Source organism: Streptomyces sp. NPDC058279 (genome assembly GCF_042881255.1).
Taxonomy (GTDB): domain Bacteria; phylum Actinomycetota; class Actinomycetes; order Streptomycetales; family Streptomycetaceae; genus Streptomyces.
In genome coordinates this window covers 166,623-189,492 of the sequence record NZ_JBHVYA010000008.1, presented here as the reverse complement: position 1 = coordinate 189,492, position 22,870 = coordinate 166,623, and the positions used below count along the sequence as shown (strand labels likewise).

Below are 22,870 nucleotides of genomic sequence, written 5' to 3'. Positions count from 1 at the left end.
CCCGCCCCTGAGCCGGGCCGGCAGCCCTGGCGCCCTCGACGTCAGCGGTACCGGATGACCCGGACGCCGGACTCCCGCAGCCCGTTCAGATCCTTGAACTCCGCCGCTGCCCCATCGACCAGTCCCACGAAACCGGCCTCGGAGCGCAGCCCGGTGAGCAGCAGGCCCGTGGACTCCCGACCCCGGCCGTCCAGGCGGCGTACCCATACCAGGGCGCGCCCACCTGGCGGCAGCGCCGCGATCGCCTGGATCGAGTCCACGACGGTCGGGAACTCGGACACCTCCATGATCGGTCCCAACTGGCTCATCGTGGGGGCGAACCAGTCGGCCTTGCCTGGTGCGGGGGTGGGGCCCGCCTCCTCACCCCGGTCCCAACGGGAGAAGAATCCCCACGGATCGGAGTTGGGCAGCAGGAACGGCTCCCCCGGCCCCTTCGGCACGACCACCGCGGCGTCGAGCATCGAGTGTCGCCAGTCCCCACCCCTCAGCGCGGCCGTGGTCTGGCAGGCGAACAGCCAGCCCCGGGCGGTCTCGTCCGCCGGGTCCGGCGCCACCAGCTCGACCGGCTCCTCGTAGGTCCGCCGCAACCAATCCTCGGCCTTGAGCCGGGCCGCCCCGAACTTGTCGACCTTCGCAGGGGCTTCCAGCGTCATCCGCGCAAACACCAGGCCCAGCACCCCGTCGGTGTCCAGCCTCGCCAAGCCGCCGGTCATGCCGTCCAGGAACACCGCATCGCCGTTGTGGTTGTGCGCGTAGATCAGATGCCCGCTGACTTCGACTCCACCGATCGCCCTCCGGACCCACACCACACCCTGGGTGCCCAGGCCGGTCTCCCGGACTCGCCGGATCACCTCGTCCCAGCTCGCGCACGGCAGCTGCTCTGCGGCGGGGAAGTACCGCTTGAGCAGCAGCTCCCACCACCCCGGCGCCTCGTGCGTCGGCTGCCAGGGCAACGGCGACGACGGCGCCCCGGCTATAGCGGATGCCACCGCCACAACACACCCACGTGCGTTCAACCTCCGTGCCTGCACCGGCAAATCACGGGGTGACGGAGCACGGGTGTAGGCCGCTGCATCGCCCCATGGGTCGTCCGCCGCCGGGTGAAACGGGGACCCCCCGTCCTTCGGCACCACCACGGACGCTGCAAGCATCGGCGTCCGGGGATACCCCGGCTGCTCAGTGGTCCGACATGCAAACAACCAAGTGCCCGCGTCCTCGGCCACGGGATTCGACTCTGCCAGCTCGACGAGCCCTCGGTAGGTGGCATTGAGCCACTGCACTGCCATGCGCTGAGGTTCGATCATCAGTCGAGTTCAATCCTAAGTAGGGGGCCAGTCTCCCGCTGCCAGCCGGTCAAGGTACACGGCCACGGGGAGGTGGGTCGGCGGAAAATGAGGCGCCTCTCCATTCTTCGGAACAACCACAACGCGAGTGAATGGCGCCAGCGCCCGGTTTCCCGTATCAAGATGTTCCTGCGAATCGAACCGAACACACCACGCAAAACTATGCTCGAACGACAGGTCAGGCTGCAAGACGATCGTGAATTGCGCCTCAGAAAAGGCCCCCGCCAAGAACTTGCGGGCAATAACATGCGCTTCCGTCCGCGACACCGACATCATTTCCCTCCACCATAGGGAATATGGCCAATATAGGGCACATCTTCCAAAGTTGCCAACTTCCCACTCTGCCCATCGAGGAAAGCGACTCCATATTTTGTGTTCACGGCGTTGAAAACGTGAGCACTGCCGTCAGACCGCTCGATGTATACGACACTTCGAGCGTCTGGCCCACGAGCCTTGATGTCGCGGATTATGTCATCATAGCCATGTACCCAATCGTATTCACCGAGCGCCCTGTCTTTCAGGCCGAGCGCCTCCGGAGGAACGTGCGCGCCTTCCGATCTCGGAGCAGCCGACACCTCAATGCCCTGCATCCTCTGCTCCACAGCCACCACATTATGCGAACAGTTCATCGTATAGCCTGGACTGCCAGTCGGGTTCAGCTTTTCGAGCCACGGAAACAGGTCGTCCCTGAATTTCTCGGCGTCTTCCACCGAAACCGAGCCATCATGAATCGACTTCTCGGAGACCTTTTCGGTCGACTTCGCCAAGTCCTTCCAGTCGTGAGGCTCAACCGGGGTGTCGCCCGGTCTTACAACGTTCTTCCCTGCAGATTTTACCGAGCGTGCCCCGCCTTCTTCGGCCACGCGTACACCTGCGCGGGCTTCGCCCATGCCCTTGGTGCCGATGAGCTCCGGGACCAGCCGGCCGAGGCCCTCGCTGAAGTCGTCCTTGAAGGAGTCCAGCAACGCGCCCGGGATGCGTTCGGGGTGGGACGCGGTGGAGACGAGGCCCGCCAAGGTCATGTTGACGTGCTGTGAGTACTCGGCCGGGTGCGTGAGGTTGTAGGGGTCGTAGGGGTTCAGGCCGCGGGCGAAGTTGAGGGTGCCGGCCGTGCCCTTGACCACGCCGCCTACGAAATGGTTCAGTTCCACCGCCTGGCCGGCCTCATAGTCGAGGAAGCTGTTCCACGCCCGGTCGGATGCCGAGGGCATGGCAGGGGCCTTCGCGGTGGCTGCGTCGATGGCCCGTTGAGCCGTACCGGCGGCGTCGTTCCGCTGGCGGCGCGCCTCGTCAAGGATCTCCTGAGCCCGGTGGCGGGCCGCCTCGCCCGGGTCGGCGCCAGGTGCCGGGCAGGGGCCGGGGTCGCGGCCGGCCCGGGCGGCGGCTTCGTAGGCGTCGGCCTTGGCTTTGTACGCCTGTGCCGCCTCCTTCGTCTCCTTCACGCCCTGCTGGTAGAGGTCGATGGCCTGCTGGGCCTGCTGCTGCGCCCATGTCACGGTGTCCGCGTAGTGCTTGAGGGCGTCAGCTGCGGCCTGGCACGCATCGGAGGCGTGAAGCCAGTCGGCGGGGTGCATCGCGAACTTCTCGCGGAACGCGTCGGCCGCGGCCCCCTTCCAGTGGCCGGAGTCCAGGGCCTTCATACCTTGGCCGACCCGGTCGAACGCGGCTTGGAAGTCGGTGAGGTGTCCCGCCGACTCCCGGATCGCCGACGGCTTGCCATGGACCAGTTCGTTCGCCTGCTGCGACTGGCCGAGCTGCTGCTCGCCTATGGAGGCGCCGAGGTCCGAAGCGATGTCGTCGCCCCAGTCGTCGACCTTGTCCGCCCAGCCGTGCGCGCCCACCTGGTCCAGGACAGCGCCGACCCCGTGAGCGGCCATGTCCACGCCCTCGCCGACAACCTTCTTGGTGGCGTCCCAGCCGTTCTCCAGCTTTCCCAGTCCACTGTCGACCAACTTGCCCCAGTCGGTCATCCGCGTTCACCGCCCGCCTGGGGCTCAGGCGCCGGACCGACCATGTCGTTGACCTTTTTGTCCATTTCATCCCGCAGGCCGGCGGCATCGATGATCTGGTTGGGCAGGAGGGTTTCAGAGCTGTTGAGGTCCCGGACGGCGCCCTTCCAGGCTTCCTTGTTGTTCTCGTTGGCCTGTTCGAAGGACTCCGGGCTGTAGTCCGCGTCCCTGATCTGCGTGTACGGGTTGTCGGCGAGGACTTCGCCCCAGCCCTTCTTGGTGACGTCGTCTTCGGAGGCGTACGGGTTGCCCGTCGCCGAGTTGACGAGCACCTTGAAGCTGCCCTGGATGTACTGGTCCTGCTCGTGCACCACACCGGCCGACAGCCCGACCTTCGCCGCGAAGTCGTTGCCCTGCTGCACCAGGGAGCGCACGCCCCACTCCCAGCGCTCGCAGAACGACCCGAACGAGGACGTCAGACCGTCGTGACCGGTCTCCATTCCCGACAGCGACAGATCCGAGAAGCCGCGACCCATACTGGCCGTGCCCACCATCCCGAGCTCCTTCAACTCGGCCAGTGCCTGCGTGATCCCCTCGGCTATCTGACCCAGCGCCTGTTTCGACACATCCAGGTCAGCGCCGTCCCCGCTCACGCCGCCATCTCCCCGTCCAGCGCCGCCGAGTCCGGCACGATGCCGCGCAGCGGCGGGAACACCGCCCCGTCAGGTCCGGCGGCGTTCAACGCGACGCCGCAAGGGAAGTCCAGCGCCGGCATCACCTCGTCCAACAGCCGTGCCCCGATCACCCGCCGGTACGGCCATTCCCGCCCGGCCTCACCTCGCGCCTCGGCGAACCGGGCCAATGCCTCCTCATCCGAGAACGCGCAGATCCAGTCCAGACCGCCGAGTTCGGCGGCCCACAACCCGCCCTGGGCGTCCAGCGGCACCAGCACCACGCCGCTACGGAACTCGGCCAGCCGCGCTTCCTCCGCCTCATGTGCCGCGTCGAGGGGATCCGTCTCGACTGTGGCAGTCGCCGTCGCCGTCGCGGCCACCGGCGTGACGGCGGGCGCCGAAGCCCGTCGTTCGGCCGCCGCCGCCCGCAGTTGCGCCCATTCCTCGTCGAACCCCACCCGGAATCCCCCCTGTTGCTGTGTACCGGCCGGCCCCCCGGCAGCACAAATCGTCGCATGGAACACGCAACGGACCCCAGGAGGTGGAAGCCATTCGTCCACCGCGTTCAAGCCAAAGGGGCTATCCCCACGGCACGTCCGGCGCGCGGTAGTACGTGACACCCTGGGCGTCCAGGCGGGGGGCCTGGGCGGCGAGGCGGCGGCTGTACGACGGCCAGTCCCGGGACGCCGCCGGGGACCAGCCGAGTTCCGCGAGGCCCAGCATCCGGGGGAAGGCCATGAACTCCCAGTCGGCCCTGGTCCCGATGGTCTCCGTCCACAGCGCGGCCTCGACGCCCAGCACCGCCGACTGCGGAACCCCCGGGAGGAACGTCCCCGGGTCCCAGTCGTAGGACCGCCGCACCGGGACGTAGCCCGCCCACTTCAGACCCGGCTTCGTCGTGGCGTCGTACTTCATGTCGAGGTACAGCCGGTCCGCCGGGGACAGGATCAGCGGGTGGCCCGCCTTCGCCACCTCCGCGAGCCGCTCCTTCTCCTTCGCCGGGGTCCCGCCGTGGCCCCAGTACTGGAGCACCGCCCCCGGCGCCGGGCGGGCCGCCGCCAGCTGGTGCCAGGCCACCACCGTCTTGCCGTACTTGCCGACCACCGCCTGGGCCCGGTCCATGAAGGCCGCGTAGTCCGCCGCCGGCGTCGCGTGCGCCTCGTCGCCCCCGATGTGCAGGTACTTGCCCGGGGTCAGCTCCGCGAGTTCCCCGAGCACGTCGTCGATGAACTCGTACGTCCGCTCCTTGCCGACGCAGAGCGAGCTGAAGCCCACCTTCGTCCCCGTGTACCGCTCCGGCGCCTTGCCGTCGCAGTTCAGTTCCGCGTACGAGGCCAGCGCCGCGTTCACATGGCCGGGCATGTCGATCTCCGGGACCACGTCCACGTACCGCTCGCCCGCGTACGCCACCAGGTCCCGGTACTCGTCCTTCGTCCAGTGGCCGCCGGGGCCGCCGCCCACCTCGCTGCCGCCGCCGTAGCGCGCGAGCCTCGGCCAGGACGCGGATTCCAGCCGCCAACCCTGGTCGTCGGTGAGGTGGACGTGCAGCGTGTTCACCTTGTACTGGGCGAGCTGGTCCACGTACCGCTTGACCTGCTCGACGGTGAAGTGGTGGCGCGCGATGTCGACCATCGCCCCGCGGTACGCGAACCGCGGCGCGTCCGTGACCCTCCCGCCCGGCACCGTCCCCGCGCCGCTCACCGGCAGCAGTTGCCGCAGCGTCTGGCCGGCGTGGAAGAGCCCGGCCGGGGTGCGGGCGGTGAGGGTGATCCCGTCCGCCCGGGTCTCCAGCCGGTAGCCCTCCGTGCCGAGCCCCCGCGCCGACCCGTCCAACCGCAACCGGACCCCGTCCCCGCCTTCCCCGTCGACCACCGGCAGCGGTAGTCCGCTCGGCCCGCGCAACTGCTCCGCCAGGAGTTCCCCGACCCGTCGGACCTCCTCGGTCGACCCGGAGGTACGGATCACCGTGCCCGCCCCGAAGCGGTACCCGGCGCCCGCGACCCGCACCGAGGCCGGCGCGGGCAGCAGCCGTTCGTAGGGGGCCGGGGCCGCGGCGGGCCGGGCGGCGAGACGGGCGTCCCCGGGTTTCGCGTCGACGCCCTGGCCGGCGGCGCAGGACAGCGCGGCGCCGCCGAGGACGAGGAGGGTGCCGAGCGTGCGTCGCAGGACTCTCATGCGCCCAGGTATAGGCCCATCGGGGGCGTCAACGCCGGTGACAGAATGACAAGATGGCGGAAATCATCCAGAAGGACGGCACATGGACCTTCGACGGCGACACGGTACGGATCGTGCCGGGCCGGGACAAGGACGTCGGCCCGCTGCGCCAGGCCCTCGGGGAACTGTCGGTACCGCTGCGGGCGATCGCCGGGATCTCCTACGAACCGGGCCGCAAGTCGGGCCGGCTGCGGCTGCGGCTCCGTGACGGCGCCGACCCGCTGACCCAGGGCACGGCCGGCCGGCTCCCCGACGCCGCCGACCCGTACAAGTTGTCCGTGGAGTCGGCGCGGGCCGCGGTCGCCGAATACTTCGTGGACGAGGTGCGCAACGCGCTGCTGCTCGACCAGGTCGACCCCGGCCCGACGGACGCGTACCTGCTGCCCGGGCCGCCGGTGCCGGTGACGGCCGAGGCGGGCGACGCGGCGGTGTCCTTCGACGGCGACACGATCACGCTGGACTGGAACTGGACCGCGGAGGAGGCCAAGCACTCGGCCGGCCCGAGCCGGTTCCGGGTGGCGGACGTACGGGCGGTGGACTGGGTGCCGGCGAAGGGCCTGTCGAATGGCTGGCTCCGGTTCACTCTGACGGGTGCGCAGGCGGCGCCCGCGCCCAAGTACGACCCGTACGCGGCGGAACTCTTCGGCTTCGGCAAGAGGGAGCTGCTGACCGCGCTGGTCGCGGCGGCCGTGACCGTACGCCTCCCCCACCCGGCCGGCCCGGCCCCGAGCGCCGTCCCGACCACCCCGAGCGCGGCCCCGACCCCCGCGGTCGCCTCGACCGCTCCCCTCTCGGCCCCCGTTCCCACCGCCTCCGACCACGACGTGCTCCTGCGCCGGCTGCGCGAGCTCGGCGAGCTGCACAAGGACGGCATCCTCACCGTCGATGAGTTCATCACCGCAAAAGCTGCCATTTTGGGGCAATTCTGACCGAGCCTGACCGGAACAACACATTCCTGTGGTCCAGACCAGCCCGATCCTGCCCGGTTTCGGGCAGGATCTTTGCGTTCCGCCGCCCGGACCGTCAGTATCTACGAGTGCTCGACCGCCGCCCGTCGCATGACGACCTCGTCGACCACCTGATGCGCAGCACCTCGCTCCAGCGAGGCGAAGCCGCTCGGGTGGTGCTCGACGTACTCGCCTACTTCGACGAGTCGACCGAGACGTTCGTCCGCCGCCGTCACCGCGAACTGCAGTCCGGCGGCTCCGTCAACGCGGAGATCTTCGAACGCATCGCGGCCGAACTGCCGCACCGCGCCGTGGCGCCCCCGGAGCTCTCGCTCCGGCAGCTGCGCCGCATCGTCTACGGCTGAGCGGGCCCGACGAGGGCGATCAGGGCCGGCCCCCGGGGCCGGGCAACGAGCACGATCCACCGGACTTCAGGAGGGGCAAGACCGTATGTGCGGAATTGTGGGTTACATCGGCAAGCGTGACGTCGCACCGCTGCTGCTGGAGGGTCTCCAGCGCCTGGAGTACCGGGGTTACGACTCTGCGGGCATCGTCGTCAACAGCCCGAAGGCCGCGGCCCTGAAGGTCGTCAAGGCCAAGGGCCGGGTCCGCGAGCTCGAATCCCGCGTGCCCAAGCGCTTCGCCGGCACCACCGGCATCGCCCACACCCGCTGGGCCACCCACGGCGCACCGAGCGACATCAACTCCCACCCGCACCTCGACGCCGAGAACAAGGTCGCGGTCGTCCACAACGGCATCGTGGACAACGCCTCCGAACTGCGCGCCAAGCTGGAGGCGGACGGCGTCGTCTTCGTCTCCGAGACCGACACCGAGGTGCTCGTCCACCTGATCGCCCGCTCCCAGGCCGACTCCCTGGAGGAGAAGGTCCGCGAGGCGCTCAAGGTCGTCGAGGGCACCTACGGCATCGCCGTCATGCACGCCGACTTCCCCGAGCGCATCGTGGTCGCCCGCAACGGCTCCCCCGTCGTCCTCGGCATCGGCGAGAAGGAGATGTTCGTCGCCTCGGACGTCGCCGCGCTGGTCGCCCACACCCGCCAGATCGTCACCCTGAACGACGGCGAGATGGCCACCCTGAAGGCCGACGACTTCCGTACGTACACCACCTCCGGCACGACGACCACCGCCACGCCGGAGACCGTGGAGTGGGAGGCCGCCTCCTACGACATGGGCGGCCACGACACGTACATGCACAAGGAGATCTCCGAGCAGGCGGAGGCCGTCGACCGCGTCCTGCGCGGCCGGATCGACGACCGCTTCTCCACCGTCCACCTGGGCGGCCTGAACCTGGACCCGCGCGAGGCGCGCGGCATCCGCCGGGTCAAGATCCTGGGCTGCGGCACCTCGTACCACGCGGGTCTGATCGGCGCCGGCCTCATCGAGGGCATGGCGCGCATCCCCGCCGACGCCGAGCCGGCCTCGGAGTTCCGCTACCGCAACCCGGTCGTGGACCCGGACACCCTCTACATCGCGGTTTCCCAGTCGGGTGAGACCTACGACGTCCTCGCGGCCGTCCAGGAGCTCAAGCGCAAGGGCGCCCGCGTCCTCGGCGTGGTCAACGTGGTCGGCTCCGCCATCGCCCGCGAGGCGGACGGCGGCGTGTACGTGCACGCCGGCCCCGAGGTCTGCGTCGTGTCCACCAAGTGCTTCACCAACACGGTCGTGGCGTTCGCGCTGCTCGCCGTGCACCTCGGCCGCATCCGGGACCTGTCGGTGACCGACGGCAAGCGGATCATCGAGGGTCTGCGCAAGCTGCCCGCCCAGATCCAGGAGATCCTGGAGGGCGAGGAGGACATCAAGAAGCTGGCGGCGGAGTACGCCGAGGCCAAGTCGATGATGTTCATCGGCCGGGTGCGCGGTTACCCGGTGGCGCTGGAGGCCTCCCTCAAGCTGAAGGAGATCTCCTACATCCACGCGGAGGCGTACCCGGCGTCCGAGCTCAAGCACGGTCCGCTCGCGCTGATCGAGCCGGCGATGCCGACGGTCGCGATCGTCCCGGACGACGACCTGCTGGACAAGAACCGCGCGGCGCTGGAGGAGATCAAGGCCCGCAGCGGCCGGATCCTGGCCGTCGCCCACCGCGAGCAGGAGAAGGCGGACCACACGATCGTCGTCCCGAAGAACGAGGACGAGCTGGACCCGATCCTGATGGGCATCCCGCTCCAGCTGCTGGCGTACCACACCGCCCTGGCCCTCGGCCGGGACATCGACAAGCCGCGCAACCTGGCGAAGTCGGTCACGGTCGAGTAGGCGCCCGGCCCGCGGGCGGACGAAAAACGGAACGGGCCCCGGGGGGTTTTCCCCCGGGGCCCGTTCTCACGTGCGCGCCCGCGTCCGGTCGCGTACGCCCTCGTCAGGCGGCGACGGCTCCGCGCCGGGAGCCCCGGCCGACCGCCATCGGCCAGTGGGCCAGGGCGGCCGTCGCCCCGTACCAGGCCAGCAGGCCGGCGACCGCCGCCACCCAGCCGGCGACCTTGCCCAGTCCGCCGCTGCCGGCGAAGGTGCCCACCGCGAGGAGCACCAGGGAGAGGGTGAGCAGGCCGTAGACGCCCTGCCCGAAGAGCCCGCCGGCCGCGCCCGCCGTCAGGGTGACGGCGAGGAGGGCGAAGAGGACCAGGAACAGGCCCGCCGCGTGGGCCGAGACCTTGGCGTCGGCTCCGCCGGCCCAGGTGAACCAGAAAGCTCCGAGGCCCGCGAACGCGGTGCCGTTGAAGCCGTTGCCGCCGCGGAATTCGAGGAGTCCCAGGACGAAGAGGGCGAGACCGCCCACGTACATCGCGAGGGATACGGAGTCGGCCGCGCTCACGCCGCTGATGATGCCGGTGTGGCCGATACCGAATGCGAGAAGGGTGAGACCCAGGGCTATGTGCCCGAGGGTCGAAGTCGAGGCCGTGCTTCCCGCAGAGACACCATTGTCCACGGCGGGCTCCCTTCGATCTGCAGTTGTTTGCTGCGTCCCAGCAGCATTTATCTACCCCTTACAAGGGGGTTCACAACCGCACAACCGGAGAACGGAGTGTTACGGAATCACAACAACGGGTCGCTGCGCCCGTTTGGCCAGGCGCCCCGCCACCGAGCCGAAGATCCGGCCGACGATGCCGTGCGTGGAGCCGACCACGATGGCGTCCGCCGAGTACTCACGGCCGACCTCCTCCAGCTCGTGGCAGATGTCCCCGCCCCGCTCGACCAGGATCCACGGCACCTCGGCCAGGTAGTCCGCGCAGGCGAGCTCCAGCCCCAGCACTTCGGTGCGATGGTCGGGGACGTCCACGAAGACGGGCGGCTCGCAGCCCGCCCACACGGTGGTGGGCAATCGATTGGCCACATGGACGATGATCAGACCGGAGCCGGAGCGCCGGGCCATCCCGATGGCGTACGCGAGGGCGCGCTCGCTGGAGGTGGAGCCGTCGAAGCCGACCACGACGCCGTGCCGGAAGGCCGGGTCGCAGGGCAGGCGCGTCTGTTCCACCGCGCGCAGGTCGGCCGACACGGGGTCGGCGAGGCGCTTGCGCTTGCGGTCCGCGGGTTCGGAGTATTCGTGACCGGCCATGGGTGTCTCGGCGAAGGGTCCTCGGGGGAAGCGACGGGGGAATTTCGGCGACGCACTGTGACGGGGCCCTGTCCGGGAAGCATCTTCCCGTGCCCTTACCTCTCAGAGTACGGCGACACCCTTGTCCTGCACAGGGCTTGCCGCCCTTGAGGAGCGTCCCAGGGAGCATGCCCGAGGGGCGGCGCGTTGGCAATGGCGACTGTCCCCTACAGCCAGTGACGGAAGCACGGCGCGCCACCCGTGCGCGCAGTGACCGAGCCGCGCCGCCCGCCGTTGGACAAGGGTCCGACCGTCCAGGAAGAGCCCGCAGGGAGTACGACGTGCCCGGCCCATCGGATCGCCCCGTCCAGCCCGCTCCGTCGACGCAGCCCACCCGGTCCGCCGGGCCGGGAGCCCGTTTCGTCCCTTCTCCCGTTCACCCTTCCGTGCGTTCCGCGCGGCACTCCCATGACGACCCGGCGGGTGAGGTGGTGCGCTGGGCCGCGTTCAGTTGTCTGCTCGTCCCCGTGGTCCTGGTCGTCTACGGGACCTCCTTCGGCGGGGCCGTCGTCGCGACGCTCGGCCTGGCGGCCGTCACCGCCGCCTGCCGGGCCCTGTTGCGGCAATCGGAGCGGGCGGAGCGGGCCGCGGCCCGAATCCGCAGCGAGGAGGCGTCCAAGTCCGGTCACCGCGGCCGGCACTCGCGCGGCGGGTCCGGTTCGCACCGCGGCTGTCACGGTTCCGGTGTGATGTCCCCGCACGACTGACCGGTTCGCACGTACACACCCACCTGTTTTCGGCCAACTTCCCGGCACGGTCCGTTCCTTGCCGGAATGTCCTCCCAACCCCCCTACCACCAGCGACGACGGAGCGTCGGCGGGCTCTCGACCCCATGAGTACTGGCCATGGCCGGACCGAGCGCTTCCTGAACGGGTAGCGGAGTGGAACGCTTACTGATCGAATGCTTTTCGCCAAGTTGCCAAGTCGACATAGCGCTGCGTGCTGAACTTGTCACGCCGACACCACGGGACGCAGTAGATTCGATCATGTATTTACGGCGGGGGATCCACGTGCAAGGCCGAGGGGAAACGTGCAGGTGCGACCAGACCAAGGAGTCGCGACACCCAAGGGGGGCTTAGCGCCATGAGCCAGGATTCCACCGCAGTCGTCGCGGACGCGGGCCGGAAGCTCGCGGGGCGTCGCCGCAGGGAGATCGTCGCGGTGCTGCTGTTCAGCGGCGGACCGATCTTCGAGAGTTCCATTCCACTTTCCGTGTTCGGCATCGACCGGCAGGACGCGGGAGTTCCACGCTACCGACTACTCGTGTGCGCAGGTGAGGACGGTCCGCTGCGGACCACCGGCGGACTCGAACTGACCGCGCCGTACGGGTTGGAGGCGATCGCCCGGGCAGGCACGGTCGTCGTTCCGGCCTGGCGCTCCATCACCTCACCGCCGCCTCCGGAGGCGCTCGACGCACTGCGTCTGGCGCACGAGGAGGGGGCCCGGATCGTCGGACTGTGCACGGGGGCCTTCGTGCTCGCCGCCGCCGGTCTGCTCGACGGGCGGCCCGCGACGACGCACTGGATGTACGCGCCGACGCTGGCCAAGCGGTACCCGTCCGTCCACGTCGACCCGCGCGAGCTGTTCGTCGACGACGGCGACGTACTGACCTCCGCGGGCACCGCGGCCGGAATCGACCTGTGCCTGCACATCGTGCGCACGGACCACGGCAGCGAGGCGGCCGGGGCACTGGCCCGCCGGCTCGTCGTCCCGCCGCGCCGCACCGGCGGCCAAGAGCGCTACCTCGACCGGTCGCTGCCGGAGGAGATCGGCGCCGACCCGCTGGCCGAGGTCGTCGCCTGGGCGCTGGAACACCTCCACGAGCAGTTCGACGTGGAGACGTTGGCCGCCCGCGCCTACATGAGCCGGCGCACCTTCGACCGCCGGTTCCGTTCGCTCACCGGCAGCGCGCCGCTCCAGTGGCTGATCACCCAGCGGGTGCTCCAGGCACAGCGGCTGCTGGAGACCTCCGACTACTCGGTCGACGAGGTCGCCGGGCGCTGCGGGTTCCGTTCGCCCGTCGCGCTGCGCGGTCACTTCCGGCGTCAGCTGGGGTCGTCCCCGGCCGCCTACCGCTCCGCCTACCGGGCGCGCCGGCCGCAGGCCGACGTACCGCACGTGGCCGAGCTGTCGGGTGGTCCGGTGCCGCACCAGCGCACCCCGCAGCGGGCGGCGGCGGCCCTGGCCGCGGCCGGTCCGACGGTCACCGAGCTGTACTCGCCCGGCCGGGTCCTGCGCGAGCACGCGTAGCCCGTACCGCGAACGCGTGACGAAGGTCCCTCACATCGGCCGTCCCCGATGTGGGGGACCTTCGCGTCGCGCGGCTTACGGAGTGCCGGGTGCGCCGGACCCGGCCGTGATCCGGCGGAGACCCCCTAAGCTGGGGCCATGAACGATCGCATGGTGTGGATCGACTGCGAGATGACCGGGCTCTCGTTGACGGACGACGCACTTATCGAGGTGGCCGCACTGGTCACCGACTCGGAGCTCAACGTGCTCGGCGAAGGCGTGGACATCGTGATCCGCCCGCCGGACGCGGCCCTGGAGACCATGCCCGACGTGGTGCGCCAGATGCACACGGCCTCCGGCCTGCTCGACGAGCTGGCCGGCGGAACCACCCTGGCGGACGCCGAGGCGCAGGTCCTGGCGTACGTGCGGGAGCACGTCAAGGAGCCCGGCAAGGCGCCGCTGTGCGGGAACTCGGTCGGTACCGACCGCGGTTTCCTGCTGCGGGACATGGCCGCGCTGGAGTCGTACCTGCACTACCGGATCGTGGACGTGTCCTCGGTCAAGGAGCTGGCGCGCCGCTGGTACCCGCGGGCCTACTTCAACAGTCCGCCGAAGAACGGCAACCACCGGGCGCTCGCGGACATCAAGGAGTCCATCGCCGAGCTGCGCTACTACCGCGAGGCGGTCTTCGTCCCGCAGCCCGGGCCCGACTCGGACACGGCGCGCACGATCGCCGCGAAGTACGTCGTGGCCGGCGAGTAGCACCACCCGGGGACGGTGGCGGGGAAAGGGGGGAGCGAGCACCCTCCCGGACCCTGTACCCTTTTCTTCGGCCGGTCGCTCACGCGACCGGGCATGGTGGGTGTAGCTCAGTTGGTAGAGCACCTGGTTGTGGTCCAGGTGGCCGCGGGTTCAAGTCCCGTCACTCACCCTGTGGGAAGGCCCCGGTACGCGGAAGCGGCCGGGGCCTTCCGCATGTCCGGGCCGCCCCGGGTACCGCGCCCGTCTTCCGTCCGCCTCCCCGCCTTCACGTCTTCCCGCCTTCCGTCCGCCTTCCGTCCGGCTTCCGTCCGGCGCCTCAGGACGACTCCCGGACCACCAGTTCGGTCGGCAGGACCACGGCGGTGTCGCCCGGGCCGCCCGCGATCCGTTCCAGCAGCAGCCGTGCCATCGTCCGGCCCATCTCCTCGATCGGCTGGCGGACGCTGGTCAACGGGGGGTCCATGTGCCGGGCCACCACCGAGTCGTCGAAGCCCACCAGCGCCACGTCCCGCGGTATCCGGCGGCCCGCCGCCCGCAGCTCCAGGCGGGCGCCCGCCGCCATGACGTCCGAGGCGGCGAAGACGGCGTCCAGGGCCGGGCGGCGCTCCAGCAGCTCCCGCATGGCCCGGCGGCCGCCCTCCTCGGTGAAGTCCCCGGTCGCGATCAGCGCCTCGTCCGCGGGGTGTCCGGCGGCGGCGAGGGCCTGCCGGTAGCCGTCGAGGCGGCACTGGGCCCCGTACACGTCCGGCGGCCCGGTGATGGTGGCGATCGACCGCCGGCCCCGCCCCAGGAGGTGGCGCACGGCTCCGGCGGCGCCCGCCAGGTTGTCGGAGTCCACGCAGGGCAACGTCTCGTCGGCCGAGCGGCGACCGCTGATCACCGCCGGGATGCCCAGTTCGGTCAGCAGCTCCGGCAGCGGGTCCCCGGCGTGTACGGAGACCAGCAGCACCCCGTCGACGCGATGCCCGGACAGGTACTGGGCCAGCCTCCGGCGCTGCCGTTCGCCGCCCGCGAGGGTGAGCACCAGTTGGACGTCGGTCTCGGCGAGGGTGGCGCCGACGCCGCGCACGACGTCGGAGAAGTAGGGCTCGGCGAAGAAACGGGCCTCCGGCTCGGGTATGACGAGGGCGATGGCGTCCGTACGGTTGGCGGCGAGGGCGCGGGCCGCGCGGTTGGGCACGTACCCGAGTTCGGCGACGGCGGCCTCCACGACGGCCCTGGTGTGCTCGCTGACCTTGGACGATCCGTTGATCACCCGGGAGACCGTGCCGCGCCCCACGCCGGCCCGCACCGCGACTTCCTCCAGGGTCGGCCGTCCCCCGCTGCGCCCTTGCCCGCTCATGGCTTCCTCCCGGCTGTGAATCTACCTCTTGACCGCCTCTTGACGGCGTTGGGAGCGCTCCCACACTGTGGCACACGACACCCGGCACGTCCTGTCCTTCCCAGGAGGATTCCGATGCGAGCCCGATCCCGGCCCCACACCCCCACGTCCCTCAGAGCCCTGGCCGTCGCCGCCGTCGCGGCCCTGCTCCTCGCCGGCTGTTCCCAGGACCCCGCCGCGCCCCCGGAGCGGGGCTCGGCCGCCGGCGACAAGGCGGCGACCACCCTCACCGTCGGGGTGTTCGGCGCCTTCGGGCTCAAGGAGGCCGGCCTGTACGACGAGTACATGGCGCAGCACCCGGGCGTGCGGATCGAGCAGACCTCCATCGAGCGCAACGAGAACTACTACCCGCAGCTCCTCACCCACCTCGGCACGGGCAGCGGCCTCGCCGACATCCAGGCCGTCGAGGTCAACAACATCGCGGAGATCACCGCGACACAGGCCGACAAGCTGGTCGACCTCGGCAAGGCACCGGGGGTGGACAAGGCGGCGTACCTGCCGTGGAAGTGGGCGCAGGGCACCGCCAAGAGCGGTGCGACCGTCGCCCTCGGCACGGACATCGGCCCGGAGGGCATCTGCTACCGCAAGGACCTCTTCGCGGCGGCCGGGCTGCCCACCGACCGGGCGGCGGTGGGCGCGCTCTGGGCGGGCGACTGGAACAAGTACCTGGAGACGGGCAAGGCGTACAAGGCGAAGGCGGGCGACGGCCAGGCGTTCGTGGACTCGGCCTCCGGGGTGATGGCCGCGGTCACCGGCGGCAACGCCCAGCGGTTCTACGACGAGCAGGGCAAGGTCGTCTACAAGACGAACCCGGCGGTGCGCGGGGCCTTCGACCTGGCGGCCCGGTTCGCCTCCGAGGGGCTGAGCGCGAAGCTCCAGCAGTTCACCCCGGCCTGGGACCAGGGCTTCTCCAACGGCAACTTCGCGACGGTCTCCTGCCCGGCCTGGATGCTCGGCTACATCCAGGACAAGGCGGGTCCGGCGGGCAAGGACAAGTGGGACGTGGCGGCGGCCCCGAAGCCGAGCAACTGGGGCGGCTCGTTCCTGGTGGTGCCCAAGGCGGGCAAGCACGCCCAGGAGGCGGCGAAGCTGGCCGCCTGGCTGACGGCGCCGGCGCAGCAGGCGAGGCTGTTCGAGAAGCGCGGGAGCTTCCCGAGCGCGAGCGCCGCGTACAAGCTGCCGACGGTGGCGGGGGCGCACCACGCGTACTTCGGCGACGCGCCGATCGGGGAGATCTTCGCCCGGGCCGCCGAGGGCGTGCCGGTGACGGTGCTGGGCCCCAAGGACCTGGTCATCGCGCAGAACCTGGCGGACATCGGAATGCTCCAGGTCGACCAGAAGGGCCGGTCGGCGCAGGAGGGCTGGGACGCCGCGGTGGCGGCGATCGACAACGCCCTGGACCAGTGAGGCGGCGGTGACCGACGAGACCGTCCTCCTGTCGCCCGCGTCCTCCCCCTCGGCGGGGGCGGGCGCGGGCGGCCGGGGCCAGGTGTGGCGCTCCCGCCGCTACCGGTGGGACCTGCGGCTGAGCCCGTACGCCTTCGTGGCGCCCTTCTTCCTCTTCTTCACCGCCTTCGGGCTCTTCCCGCTGCTCTACACGGGGTGGGCGGCGCTGCACCAGGTGGAGTTGACCGACCCGGACTCGATGACGTGGGTGGGGCTGCGGAACTTCACCCGGCTGTGGGACGACGCGTTCTTCTGGAACGCGCTGCGCAACACGGTCACCATCGGGCTGCTGTCGACGGTGCCGCAGTTGTCGATCGCGCTGGGCCTGGCGCACCTGCTCAACTACCGGCTGCGGGGCTCGGCGTTCTTCCGGGTCGCGGTGCTGACCCCGTACGCGACGTCCGTGGCCGCCGCCACGCTGGTCTTCGTACTGCTCTTCGGCCGGGACTACGGCATGGTCAACTGGGCGCTGTCGGCGGTCGGGATCGGGCCCGTCGACTGGCAGAACGGCACCCTGGCCTCCCAGGTGGCGGTGTCCACGATCGTGGTGTGGCGGTGGACCGGCTACAACGCGCTGATCTACCTGGCGGCCATGCAGGCCATCCCCGGCGACCTGTACGAGTCCGCCGCGCTGGACGGCGCCTCGCGGTGGCAGCAGTTCCGGCACGTGACGGTGCCCTCGCTACGGCCGACGATCTTCTTCACCTGTGTGGTGTCCACGATCGGGGCCACCCAGTTGTTCGGCGAGCCGCTGCTGTTCAACGGCGGTTCGGGCGCCACGGGCGGCTCCGACCACCAGTTCCAGACGCTGGGCCTGTACCTGTACGAGCAGGGCTGGGTGAACCTGCACCTGGGGCGGGCGTCGGCGATCGCGTGGGCGATGTTCCTGATGCTGCTACTGGTCGCGGGCGCGGCCCGGCTGGTGCGGGGAGGGTCCCGGTGAAGGTCATGCGGGCGGGCAAGCCCACCTACGTCGTCCTGGGACTGTTCACCGCCGGCTCCCTCTTCCCGCTGGTGTGGACGGCGATCGCGGCCTCCCGCAGCAACACCCGGCTCGCGCAGACGCCGCCGCCGTTCTGGTTCGGCGGGAACCTGGGCCGCAACCTGTCGATCGCCTGGACCGACGCCCGCATGGGCACCGCCCTGCTGAACACGCTGGTGGTCGCGGGCACGGTCGCGGCGGGGACGGTGCTGCTGTCCACCCTGGCGGGCTTCGCGTTCGCCCGGCTGCGGTTCCGGGGCAGCCGCGGGCTGTTGGCGCTGGTGGTGGCGACGATGCTGATCCCGCCGCAGTTGAGCGTCGTACCGCTGTACATGCTGATCGCCGAGTTGTCCTGGACGGACCGGCTCCAGGCGGTGGTCCTGCCGGCACTGGTGTCCGCCTTCGGGGTGTTCTTCATGCGGCAGTACCTGGCGCAGGCGCTGCCGGTGGAGCTGGTGGAGGCGGCCCGGACCGACGGGGCGAGTTCGCTGCGGATCGTCTGGCACGTGGTCTTCCCCGCCGCCCGCCCGGCGATGGCGGTACTGGGGATGCTCACCTTCGTGATGACCTGGAACGACTTCTTCTGGCCGATCATCGCGCTGACGCAGAACGGCAGCCCGACGGTGCAGGTGGCCCTGACGGGTCTGGGCCGCGGTTACATCCCGGACCAGTCCGTGATCATGGCGGGTGCGCTGCTGGGCACGCTCCCGCTGCTGCTGGTGTTCCTCATCTTCGGCCGCCAGATCGTCGGCGGCATCATGCAGGGGGCGGTGAAGGGTTGAACGCGATGGAGTTCCCCGAGGGGTTCCTGTGGGGCGCGGCCACGGCGGCGTACCAGATCGAGGGCGGCGCCGAGTCGCGCGGCCCCTGCATCTGGGACACCTTCTGCCGCACCCCGGGCAAGGTGCACGACGGTGACACCGGGGACGTGGCGGCGGACCACCTGCGGTTGTGGCGCGAGGACGTGGCGCTGATGGCCGAACTTGGGCTCACCGCCTACCGGTTCTCGGTGTCCTGGCCACGGGTGCGCGCGGGCGGCATCGGCTTCTACGACGCGCTCGTGGACGAGCTGCTGTCGTACGGGATCCGGCCCTGCCCGACGCTCTACCACTGGGATCTGCCGCAGGAACTGGAGGACGCGGGCGGCTGGCCGCAGCGCGAGAGCGCCTACGCCTTCGCCGCTTACGCCGAGCAGGTCGGGCGGGCGCTGGGGGACCGGGTCGGGATGTGGACGACGCTCAACGAGCCCTGGTGCAGCGCCTTCCTGGGCTACGCCGCCGGGGTCCACGCGCCCGGTCGCACCTCCCCCGCCGACTCGCTGCGCGCGGCGCACCACCTGAACCTCGCGCACGGCCTGGCGGCGAGCGTCCTGCCCTCGACGGCGCGGGTCGGCATCACGCTCAACCCGAGCGCGGTACGGCCGATGACGGGCTCCCGGGCCGACGCGGACGCCGCGCGCCGGGTCGACGCGCTGGCGACCCGGATCTTCACCGGGCCGCTGTTGCACGGCGCCTATCCGCAGGACCTGTTGGAGGACACCGCGAAGGTCACGGACTGGGCGTTCCTGCGGCCCGGGGACGAGGCGCTGATCCGACGGCCGCTGGGCTTCCTCGGGGTGAACTACTACACGCCGGCGGTGGTGTCGGGGGGCGCCGCCCCGGGCGGCCCCCGCGCGGACGGCCACGGCTCCACCGACCACTCGCCCTGGCCGGGGGCGGACACGGTGGCCTTCCACCAGCCGCCGGGCGAGGTGACCGACATGGGCTGGGCCGTCGACCCCACGGGCCTCCACGACCTGCTGGTGCGCTTCGCCCGCGAGGCGCCGGGCCTGCCGCTGCTGGTCACCGAGAACGGCGCCGCGTACGCCCCCGACCTGCACGACCCCCGGCGCATCGGGTACCTGCGCGAGCACCTCGCGGCGGTGCACCGCGCGATCGGGGACGGGGCCCCGGTGGAGGGCTACTTCCTGTGGTCGCTGATGGACAACTTCGAGTGGGCCTACGGGTACGCCAAGCGGTTCGGCATCGTCCACGTCGACTACGACACCCAGGTCCGCACCCCGCGCTCCAGCGCCCGCTGGTACGCCGCCCTGGCCCGCAGCGGCCGGCTCGACTGACCGGGCCTCCGCCCGGACCCGCTCGGACGGGCCCCGGGCGGACGCCCCCCGCGCGGACGTCCCGGGCGCCCGCGGGCCCGGGGGGTCAGCGCCCGATGGCCTGGAGGCCCTTGGTCAGGTCCTCGGGGGTCATGACGGGACAGATCTCCAGCTCGGCCCCGAGCCGGCCGAACAGCTCGTCACCGATCGCCGGAAGCTGCGAGCTGTCCTGCATGTCGAACACGATCCAGCACGAGCGGACGCCCTCGGAGAGGCCGAAGTACGCGGACTCGGGCTTGAGTTCCTCCAGCAGTTTGCGCACGGCCTGGGGAAGTGCGCCGCTCTTGATCGATTCGTTGGTGGCGGCGGTGTCCATGTGGGCGCGGAGCATGACGCGCATCGGAGCCCCTTCGGTGGTGGTGACGGGTCGGTCCTTCACGGCCACCCTCGGGGCCGCCCCCGGGGGCGGCAAGCGGTGGGCCGCCGTCCGGGCGCGCGGGCCGGCTACTTGGCCCCGCGTCCTTTGCGGCGGCTGCGCCGGTCCTCCGCCCGCGCCCGCCCATCCAGCGCGATCCACATCCGGACCTCGGTGCCGCCGAGCACCGAACGGCCCAGTCGGACGTCCCCGCCCGTCGACTCCGCGACCCGGCGCACGATGTCCAGGCCGAGCCCCGTGGAGCCGTCCCGGCCGCCGTCGTTGCCGCGCCGCAGCGCCGCGTCCGGGTCGTCGATGCCGAAACCGGCGTCCGACACGAGGACGATGACGGCGTCCCCCGCGTCGTGCACGTCGACCGCGAACGGCGTCCCCTCGGGGGTGTGCCGGAAGACGTTGCCGAGCAGCGCGTCCAGGGCGGCCGCCAGCTCGGGCCGGGCCACCGGGATCCGTACGGGACGGTCCACACCGGCGAGGCGGACCTCGCGCCCCTCGTCCTCCGCGAGCGCCGACCAGAACGCCATCCGATCGCGGATCACCTCCGAGGCGTCGCAGCCCGCCCCCGCCCCGGGACCGCCCACGCCGGCCGGGGAGCGCTGTTCCCGGGCGGTGCGGATGATCGTGTCGACCTCCCGCTCCAGTTGCTCCACCGCCTCCCGCGTCTGCTCGGCGGCCGGCCCGTCCCCGAGGGAGGCCGCGTTGAGCCGCAACACCGTCAGCGGCGTCCGCAGCCGGTGCGAGAGGTCGGCGGCCAACTCGCGTTCGTTGGCGAGGAGCTCCACCACCCGGTCGGCCATCGCGTTGAACGCGACGGCCGCCGAGCGCAATTCCTTGGGCCCCTGCTCCGGCACGCGCACCCCGAGCCGCCCCTGCCCCAGCCGGTGCGCGGCGTCCGCGAGCCGTTCCGCCGGGCGCACCAGCCGGGCGCCGAGCCGGTCCGCGACCGCCACCGAGCCGACGATCAGCGCGAGCCCGACCCCGGCCAGCACCAGCCAGGCGGTGGTGACCCCGTTGCTGACCTCGCTCTCCGGTACGTAGATCTCGATGACCGCGATGTCACCGGAGCCGAGCGCGGTCGGTTGGAGGAGCGCCGATCCGCCGCCCGCCACCGAGGCGGTCGTGGCCCGGCCCATCCGCCGGGTCTCCGCCACGGCGCGCGGGCCCGCCCAGCCCGCGCCGATGTCCACCGCCACCCGGTCGCCGATCGGCGGGACGTGGACCGCCATCCGCTGGGCGGCGCCCATCTGCGTGGACTCGACCGCCTTGCGCAGTTGGCCGGGGTCGGTGGTGATGGACAGGGTCGGCGCCATGCTCGCGGCCTGCCGCTCCGCGTTGGAGAACGCCCGGTCGCTGGCCATCTCCCGCACCACCAGCCCGAGCGGGACGGCGAACGCGATGACCACCATGGCGGTGACGGCGAGGCACACCTTGACCAGCGCCCACCTCACGGCCGCCGCCTCACCGCGGTGGCTCCAGCTTGACGCCGACCCCGCGCAGGGTGTGCAGGTAGCGGGGGTTGGCGGCGGTCTCGCCGAGCTTGCGGCGCAGCCAGGACAGGTGGACGTCGATGGTCTGGTCGTCCCCGTACGCCTGCTGCCACACCTCGGCGAGCAGCTCGCGCCGGGCCACGACGACGCCTGGTCGCCCGGCGAGGAAGGCCAGCAGGTCGAACTCCCGGCGGGTCAGGTCCAGTACCGCCCCGTCGAGTTCCGCCTGGCGGCGCAGCGGGTCGATGGCGAGCCCGCCGACCCGCAGGACGCGCGGGGGCGGTTCGGCGCCGGCGGCGCGGGAGCGGCGCAGCACGGCGGCCATCCGGGCGGACAGGTGCTCCACCGAGAACGGTTTGACGAGGTAGTCGTCGGCGCCGTCGTTGAGCAGCCGGACGATCTCCGCCTCGTCGTCCCGGGCGGTCGCGATGATGACCGGTACGTCGGTGATGCCGCGCAGCATCTTGAGCGCCTCGGACCCGTCGAGGTCGGGCAGGCCCAGGTCCAGGATGACCACGTCGAAGCGGTGGTGGGCGACTTCCCGCAGGGCCTCCAGGGCCGTCCCGACGCTGCGCACGGCGTGGGAGGCGTCGGTCAGGTGCCGGATGAGGGCGGAACGTACGAACTGGTCGTCCTCGACCACGAGCACACTTGCCATGGCGGCACCGTAGTCCATTCGGGCTACCGGGCGGGGTGTCGGTCGACCTTTGGGTCGCGTGGTGCAGTATGTGCCCTCATGCACCGGGGTCTTCTGCACGCGTTCGCCTGGACGCTCGCCACGGGGGCGGCGGTGACGCTGTCGTGGTGGGGCGTCCACACCGTCATGTCCGGAACGGCCTACGATCCCCCGCGCGCCGTTCCGCTGGCCGCGCTGCCGCTGTCGTCCTCCACGTGGGGTTCGCAGACGCCCGCGGCCCCGGCGTCGCCCTCGGGTACGCCGGCGCCGTCGCCCGGGTCTCCTTCGCCGTCCGCCGGTGCCTCCGACTCCGCGTCCGCTTCCGCCTCCGTGACGCTCCCGCCCTCCGCCGCCGGGTCGAAGTCCTCGTCGCCGTCCCGCCGGGCGGCGGCGGGGGAGTCCGAGGACGTGAAGGGGTACACCGTCTCGGGCGGCCGGGTCGTCTTCGACCTCGGCGCGACCGCCGCCGAACTGGTCTCCGCCACGCCGGCGGGGGGCTGGCGGATGCAGGTGTGGAAGCAGGACTACTGGATCCGCGTCACCTTCACCCGGGACGGCCGCGAGGCATCGGTGTTCTGCACCTGGTTCAACGAGGCGCCGCGCGTGCAGGTCGACGAACGGTGAGGATGACGAACGGCAGGGACG

22 protein-coding genes and 1 tRNA gene are annotated in these 22,870 nt (G+C 71.3%); 12 read left to right on the top strand and 11 right to left on the bottom strand.

Annotation, left to right across the window (positions count from 1 at the left end; all coding sequences use genetic code 11):
- Positions 1 to 41: 41 nt before the first annotated feature.
- The 5 genes from ACFVXJ_RS17985 to ACFVXJ_RS17965 form a co-directional block, all read right to left on the bottom strand.
- Entirely contained in the window at positions 42 to 1,151 is a 1,110-nt protein-coding gene (locus tag ACFVXJ_RS17985; protein ID WP_389662683.1) for a YrhB domain-containing protein, read from the bottom strand.
- A gap of 464 nt (positions 1,152 to 1,615) precedes the next feature.
- Positions 1,616 to 3,313, bottom strand: a complete 1,698-nt coding sequence (locus ACFVXJ_RS17980; protein ID WP_389662682.1) for a putative T7SS-secreted protein — start codon at positions 3,311 to 3,313, stop codon at positions 1,616 to 1,618.
- On the bottom strand, positions 3,310 to 3,945 hold the full coding sequence (locus ACFVXJ_RS17975; protein WP_389662680.1) for a hypothetical protein: 636 nt from the start codon (positions 3,943 to 3,945) through the stop codon (positions 3,310 to 3,312). Before ACFVXJ_RS17975 ends, ACFVXJ_RS17980 begins: the two co-directional genes overlap by 4 nt.
- Positions 3,942 to 4,424 (bottom strand): hypothetical protein, encoded by a 483-nt coding sequence (locus ACFVXJ_RS17970; protein WP_389662678.1) that lies wholly within the window; start codon positions 4,422 to 4,424, stop codon positions 3,942 to 3,944. The genes ACFVXJ_RS17975 and ACFVXJ_RS17970 overlap by 4 nt, the downstream gene beginning before the upstream one ends.
- A gap of 121 nt (positions 4,425 to 4,545) precedes the next feature.
- The gene (locus tag ACFVXJ_RS17965) at positions 4,546 to 6,141 is read right to left on the bottom strand and encodes a beta-N-acetylhexosaminidase (RefSeq protein ID WP_389662677.1); all 1,596 of its coding nucleotides are present in this window, start codon (positions 6,139 to 6,141) and stop codon (positions 4,546 to 4,548) included.
- 53 nt (positions 6,142 to 6,194) lie between these two features.
- On the opposite strand from ACFVXJ_RS17965, the gene ACFVXJ_RS17960 reads away from it, so the two are divergent.
- From ACFVXJ_RS17960 to glmS, 3 genes are all read left to right on the top strand, one after another.
- Positions 6,195 to 7,109, top strand: coding sequence for a DUF4429 domain-containing protein (locus tag ACFVXJ_RS17960; protein WP_389662675.1), 915 nt, complete (start codon positions 6,195 to 6,197; stop codon positions 7,107 to 7,109).
- Between the two features lie 107 nt (positions 7,110 to 7,216).
- Positions 7,217 to 7,492 carry a hypothetical protein gene (locus tag ACFVXJ_RS17955; protein ID WP_389662673.1) on the top strand — a complete coding sequence of 92 codons (276 nt, stop codon included), beginning with the start codon at positions 7,217 to 7,219 and terminating at the stop codon, positions 7,490 to 7,492.
- A gap of 85 nt (positions 7,493 to 7,577) precedes the next feature.
- Complete coding sequence (gene glmS, locus ACFVXJ_RS17950) at positions 7,578 to 9,395, top strand: glutamine--fructose-6-phosphate transaminase (isomerizing) (protein ID WP_361311262.1); 1,818 nt, start codon at positions 7,578 to 7,580, stop codon at positions 9,393 to 9,395.
- Between the two features lie 103 nt (positions 9,396 to 9,498).
- Here glmS and ACFVXJ_RS17945 read toward each other — a convergent pair whose 3' ends face one another.
- Positions 9,499 to 10,065: a GPR1/FUN34/YaaH family transporter gene (locus ACFVXJ_RS17945; protein WP_389662671.1), complete on the bottom strand. Its 567-nt coding sequence runs from the start codon at positions 10,063 to 10,065 to the stop codon at positions 9,499 to 9,501.
- 99 nt (positions 10,066 to 10,164) lie between these two features.
- The gene (locus ACFVXJ_RS17940; protein WP_361311267.1) at positions 10,165 to 10,695 is read right to left on the bottom strand and encodes a universal stress protein; all 531 of its coding nucleotides are present in this window, start codon (positions 10,693 to 10,695) and stop codon (positions 10,165 to 10,167) included.
- Positions 10,696 to 11,120: 425 nt separating this feature from the next.
- Here ACFVXJ_RS17940 and ACFVXJ_RS17935 point away from each other — a divergent pair, with 425 nt between their 5' ends.
- The 4 genes from ACFVXJ_RS17935 (at position 11,121) to ACFVXJ_RS17920 (ending at position 13,894) form a co-directional block, all read left to right on the top strand.
- Positions 11,121 to 11,441 (top strand): hypothetical protein, encoded by a 321-nt coding sequence (locus tag ACFVXJ_RS17935; protein WP_389662669.1) that lies wholly within the window; start codon positions 11,121 to 11,123, stop codon positions 11,439 to 11,441.
- A 376-nt stretch (positions 11,442 to 11,817) separates the two neighbouring features.
- Positions 11,818 to 12,984 (top strand): helix-turn-helix domain-containing protein, encoded by a 1,167-nt coding sequence (locus tag ACFVXJ_RS17930; RefSeq protein ID WP_136214349.1) that lies wholly within the window; start codon positions 11,818 to 11,820, stop codon positions 12,982 to 12,984.
- Between the two features lie 138 nt (positions 12,985 to 13,122).
- Positions 13,123 to 13,725: an oligoribonuclease gene (gene orn / locus ACFVXJ_RS17925; RefSeq protein WP_190182571.1), complete on the top strand. Its 603-nt coding sequence runs from the start codon at positions 13,123 to 13,125 to the stop codon at positions 13,723 to 13,725.
- Positions 13,726 to 13,821: 96 nt separating this feature from the next.
- Positions 13,822 to 13,894 (top strand) — tRNA-His (locus tag ACFVXJ_RS17920).
- A gap of 147 nt (positions 13,895 to 14,041) precedes the next feature.
- On the opposite strand, the gene ACFVXJ_RS17915 is transcribed toward ACFVXJ_RS17920, so the two are convergent.
- Positions 14,042 to 15,067, bottom strand: coding sequence for a LacI family DNA-binding transcriptional regulator (locus ACFVXJ_RS17915; RefSeq protein ID WP_389662667.1), 1,026 nt, complete (start codon positions 15,065 to 15,067; stop codon positions 14,042 to 14,044).
- A gap of 114 nt (positions 15,068 to 15,181) precedes the next feature.
- Here ACFVXJ_RS17915 and ACFVXJ_RS17910 point away from each other — a divergent pair, with 114 nt between their 5' ends.
- The 4 genes from ACFVXJ_RS17910 to ACFVXJ_RS17895 are packed head-to-tail and all read left to right on the top strand — an operon-like array spanning position 15,182 to position 19,650.
- Positions 15,182 to 16,513: an ABC transporter substrate-binding protein gene (locus ACFVXJ_RS17910; protein ID WP_389662665.1), complete on the top strand. Its 1,332-nt coding sequence runs from the start codon at positions 15,182 to 15,184 to the stop codon at positions 16,511 to 16,513.
- Between the two features lie 28 nt (positions 16,514 to 16,541).
- The gene (locus ACFVXJ_RS17905) at positions 16,542 to 17,495 is read left to right on the top strand and encodes a carbohydrate ABC transporter permease (RefSeq protein ID WP_389662861.1); all 954 of its coding nucleotides are present in this window, start codon (positions 16,542 to 16,544) and stop codon (positions 17,493 to 17,495) included.
- A gap of 5 nt (positions 17,496 to 17,500) precedes the next feature.
- On the top strand, positions 17,501 to 18,316 hold the full coding sequence (locus ACFVXJ_RS17900; protein ID WP_389662859.1) for a carbohydrate ABC transporter permease: 816 nt from the start codon (positions 17,501 to 17,503) through the stop codon (positions 18,314 to 18,316).
- Positions 18,317 to 18,321: 5 nt separating this feature from the next.
- A complete protein-coding gene (locus ACFVXJ_RS17895) occupies positions 18,322 to 19,650 on the top strand; it encodes a GH1 family beta-glucosidase (protein WP_389662663.1) in 1,329 nt (442 codons plus the stop codon).
- Positions 19,651 to 19,735: 85 nt separating this feature from the next.
- Here the strand turns inward: ACFVXJ_RS17895 and ACFVXJ_RS17890 are convergent, their stop codons facing one another.
- From ACFVXJ_RS17890 to ACFVXJ_RS17880, 3 genes are all read right to left on the bottom strand, one after another.
- Positions 19,736 to 20,068, bottom strand: a complete 333-nt coding sequence (locus ACFVXJ_RS17890; protein ID WP_389662661.1) for a hypothetical protein — start codon at positions 20,066 to 20,068, stop codon at positions 19,736 to 19,738.
- Between the two features lie 65 nt (positions 20,069 to 20,133).
- On the bottom strand, positions 20,134 to 21,510 hold the full coding sequence (locus tag ACFVXJ_RS17885; protein ID WP_389662659.1) for a sensor histidine kinase: 1,377 nt from the start codon (positions 21,508 to 21,510) through the stop codon (positions 20,134 to 20,136).
- 10 nt (positions 21,511 to 21,520) lie between these two features.
- Positions 21,521 to 22,207, bottom strand: a complete 687-nt coding sequence (locus ACFVXJ_RS17880) for a response regulator transcription factor (RefSeq protein WP_389662658.1) — start codon at positions 22,205 to 22,207, stop codon at positions 21,521 to 21,523.
- Positions 22,208 to 22,285: 78 nt separating this feature from the next.
- Between ACFVXJ_RS17880 and ACFVXJ_RS17875 the strand changes: the two genes are divergently transcribed.
- Positions 22,286 to 22,849 (top strand): hypothetical protein, encoded by a 564-nt coding sequence (locus ACFVXJ_RS17875; protein ID WP_389662656.1) that lies wholly within the window; start codon positions 22,286 to 22,288, stop codon positions 22,847 to 22,849.
- Positions 22,850 to 22,870 lie beyond the last annotated feature (21 nt).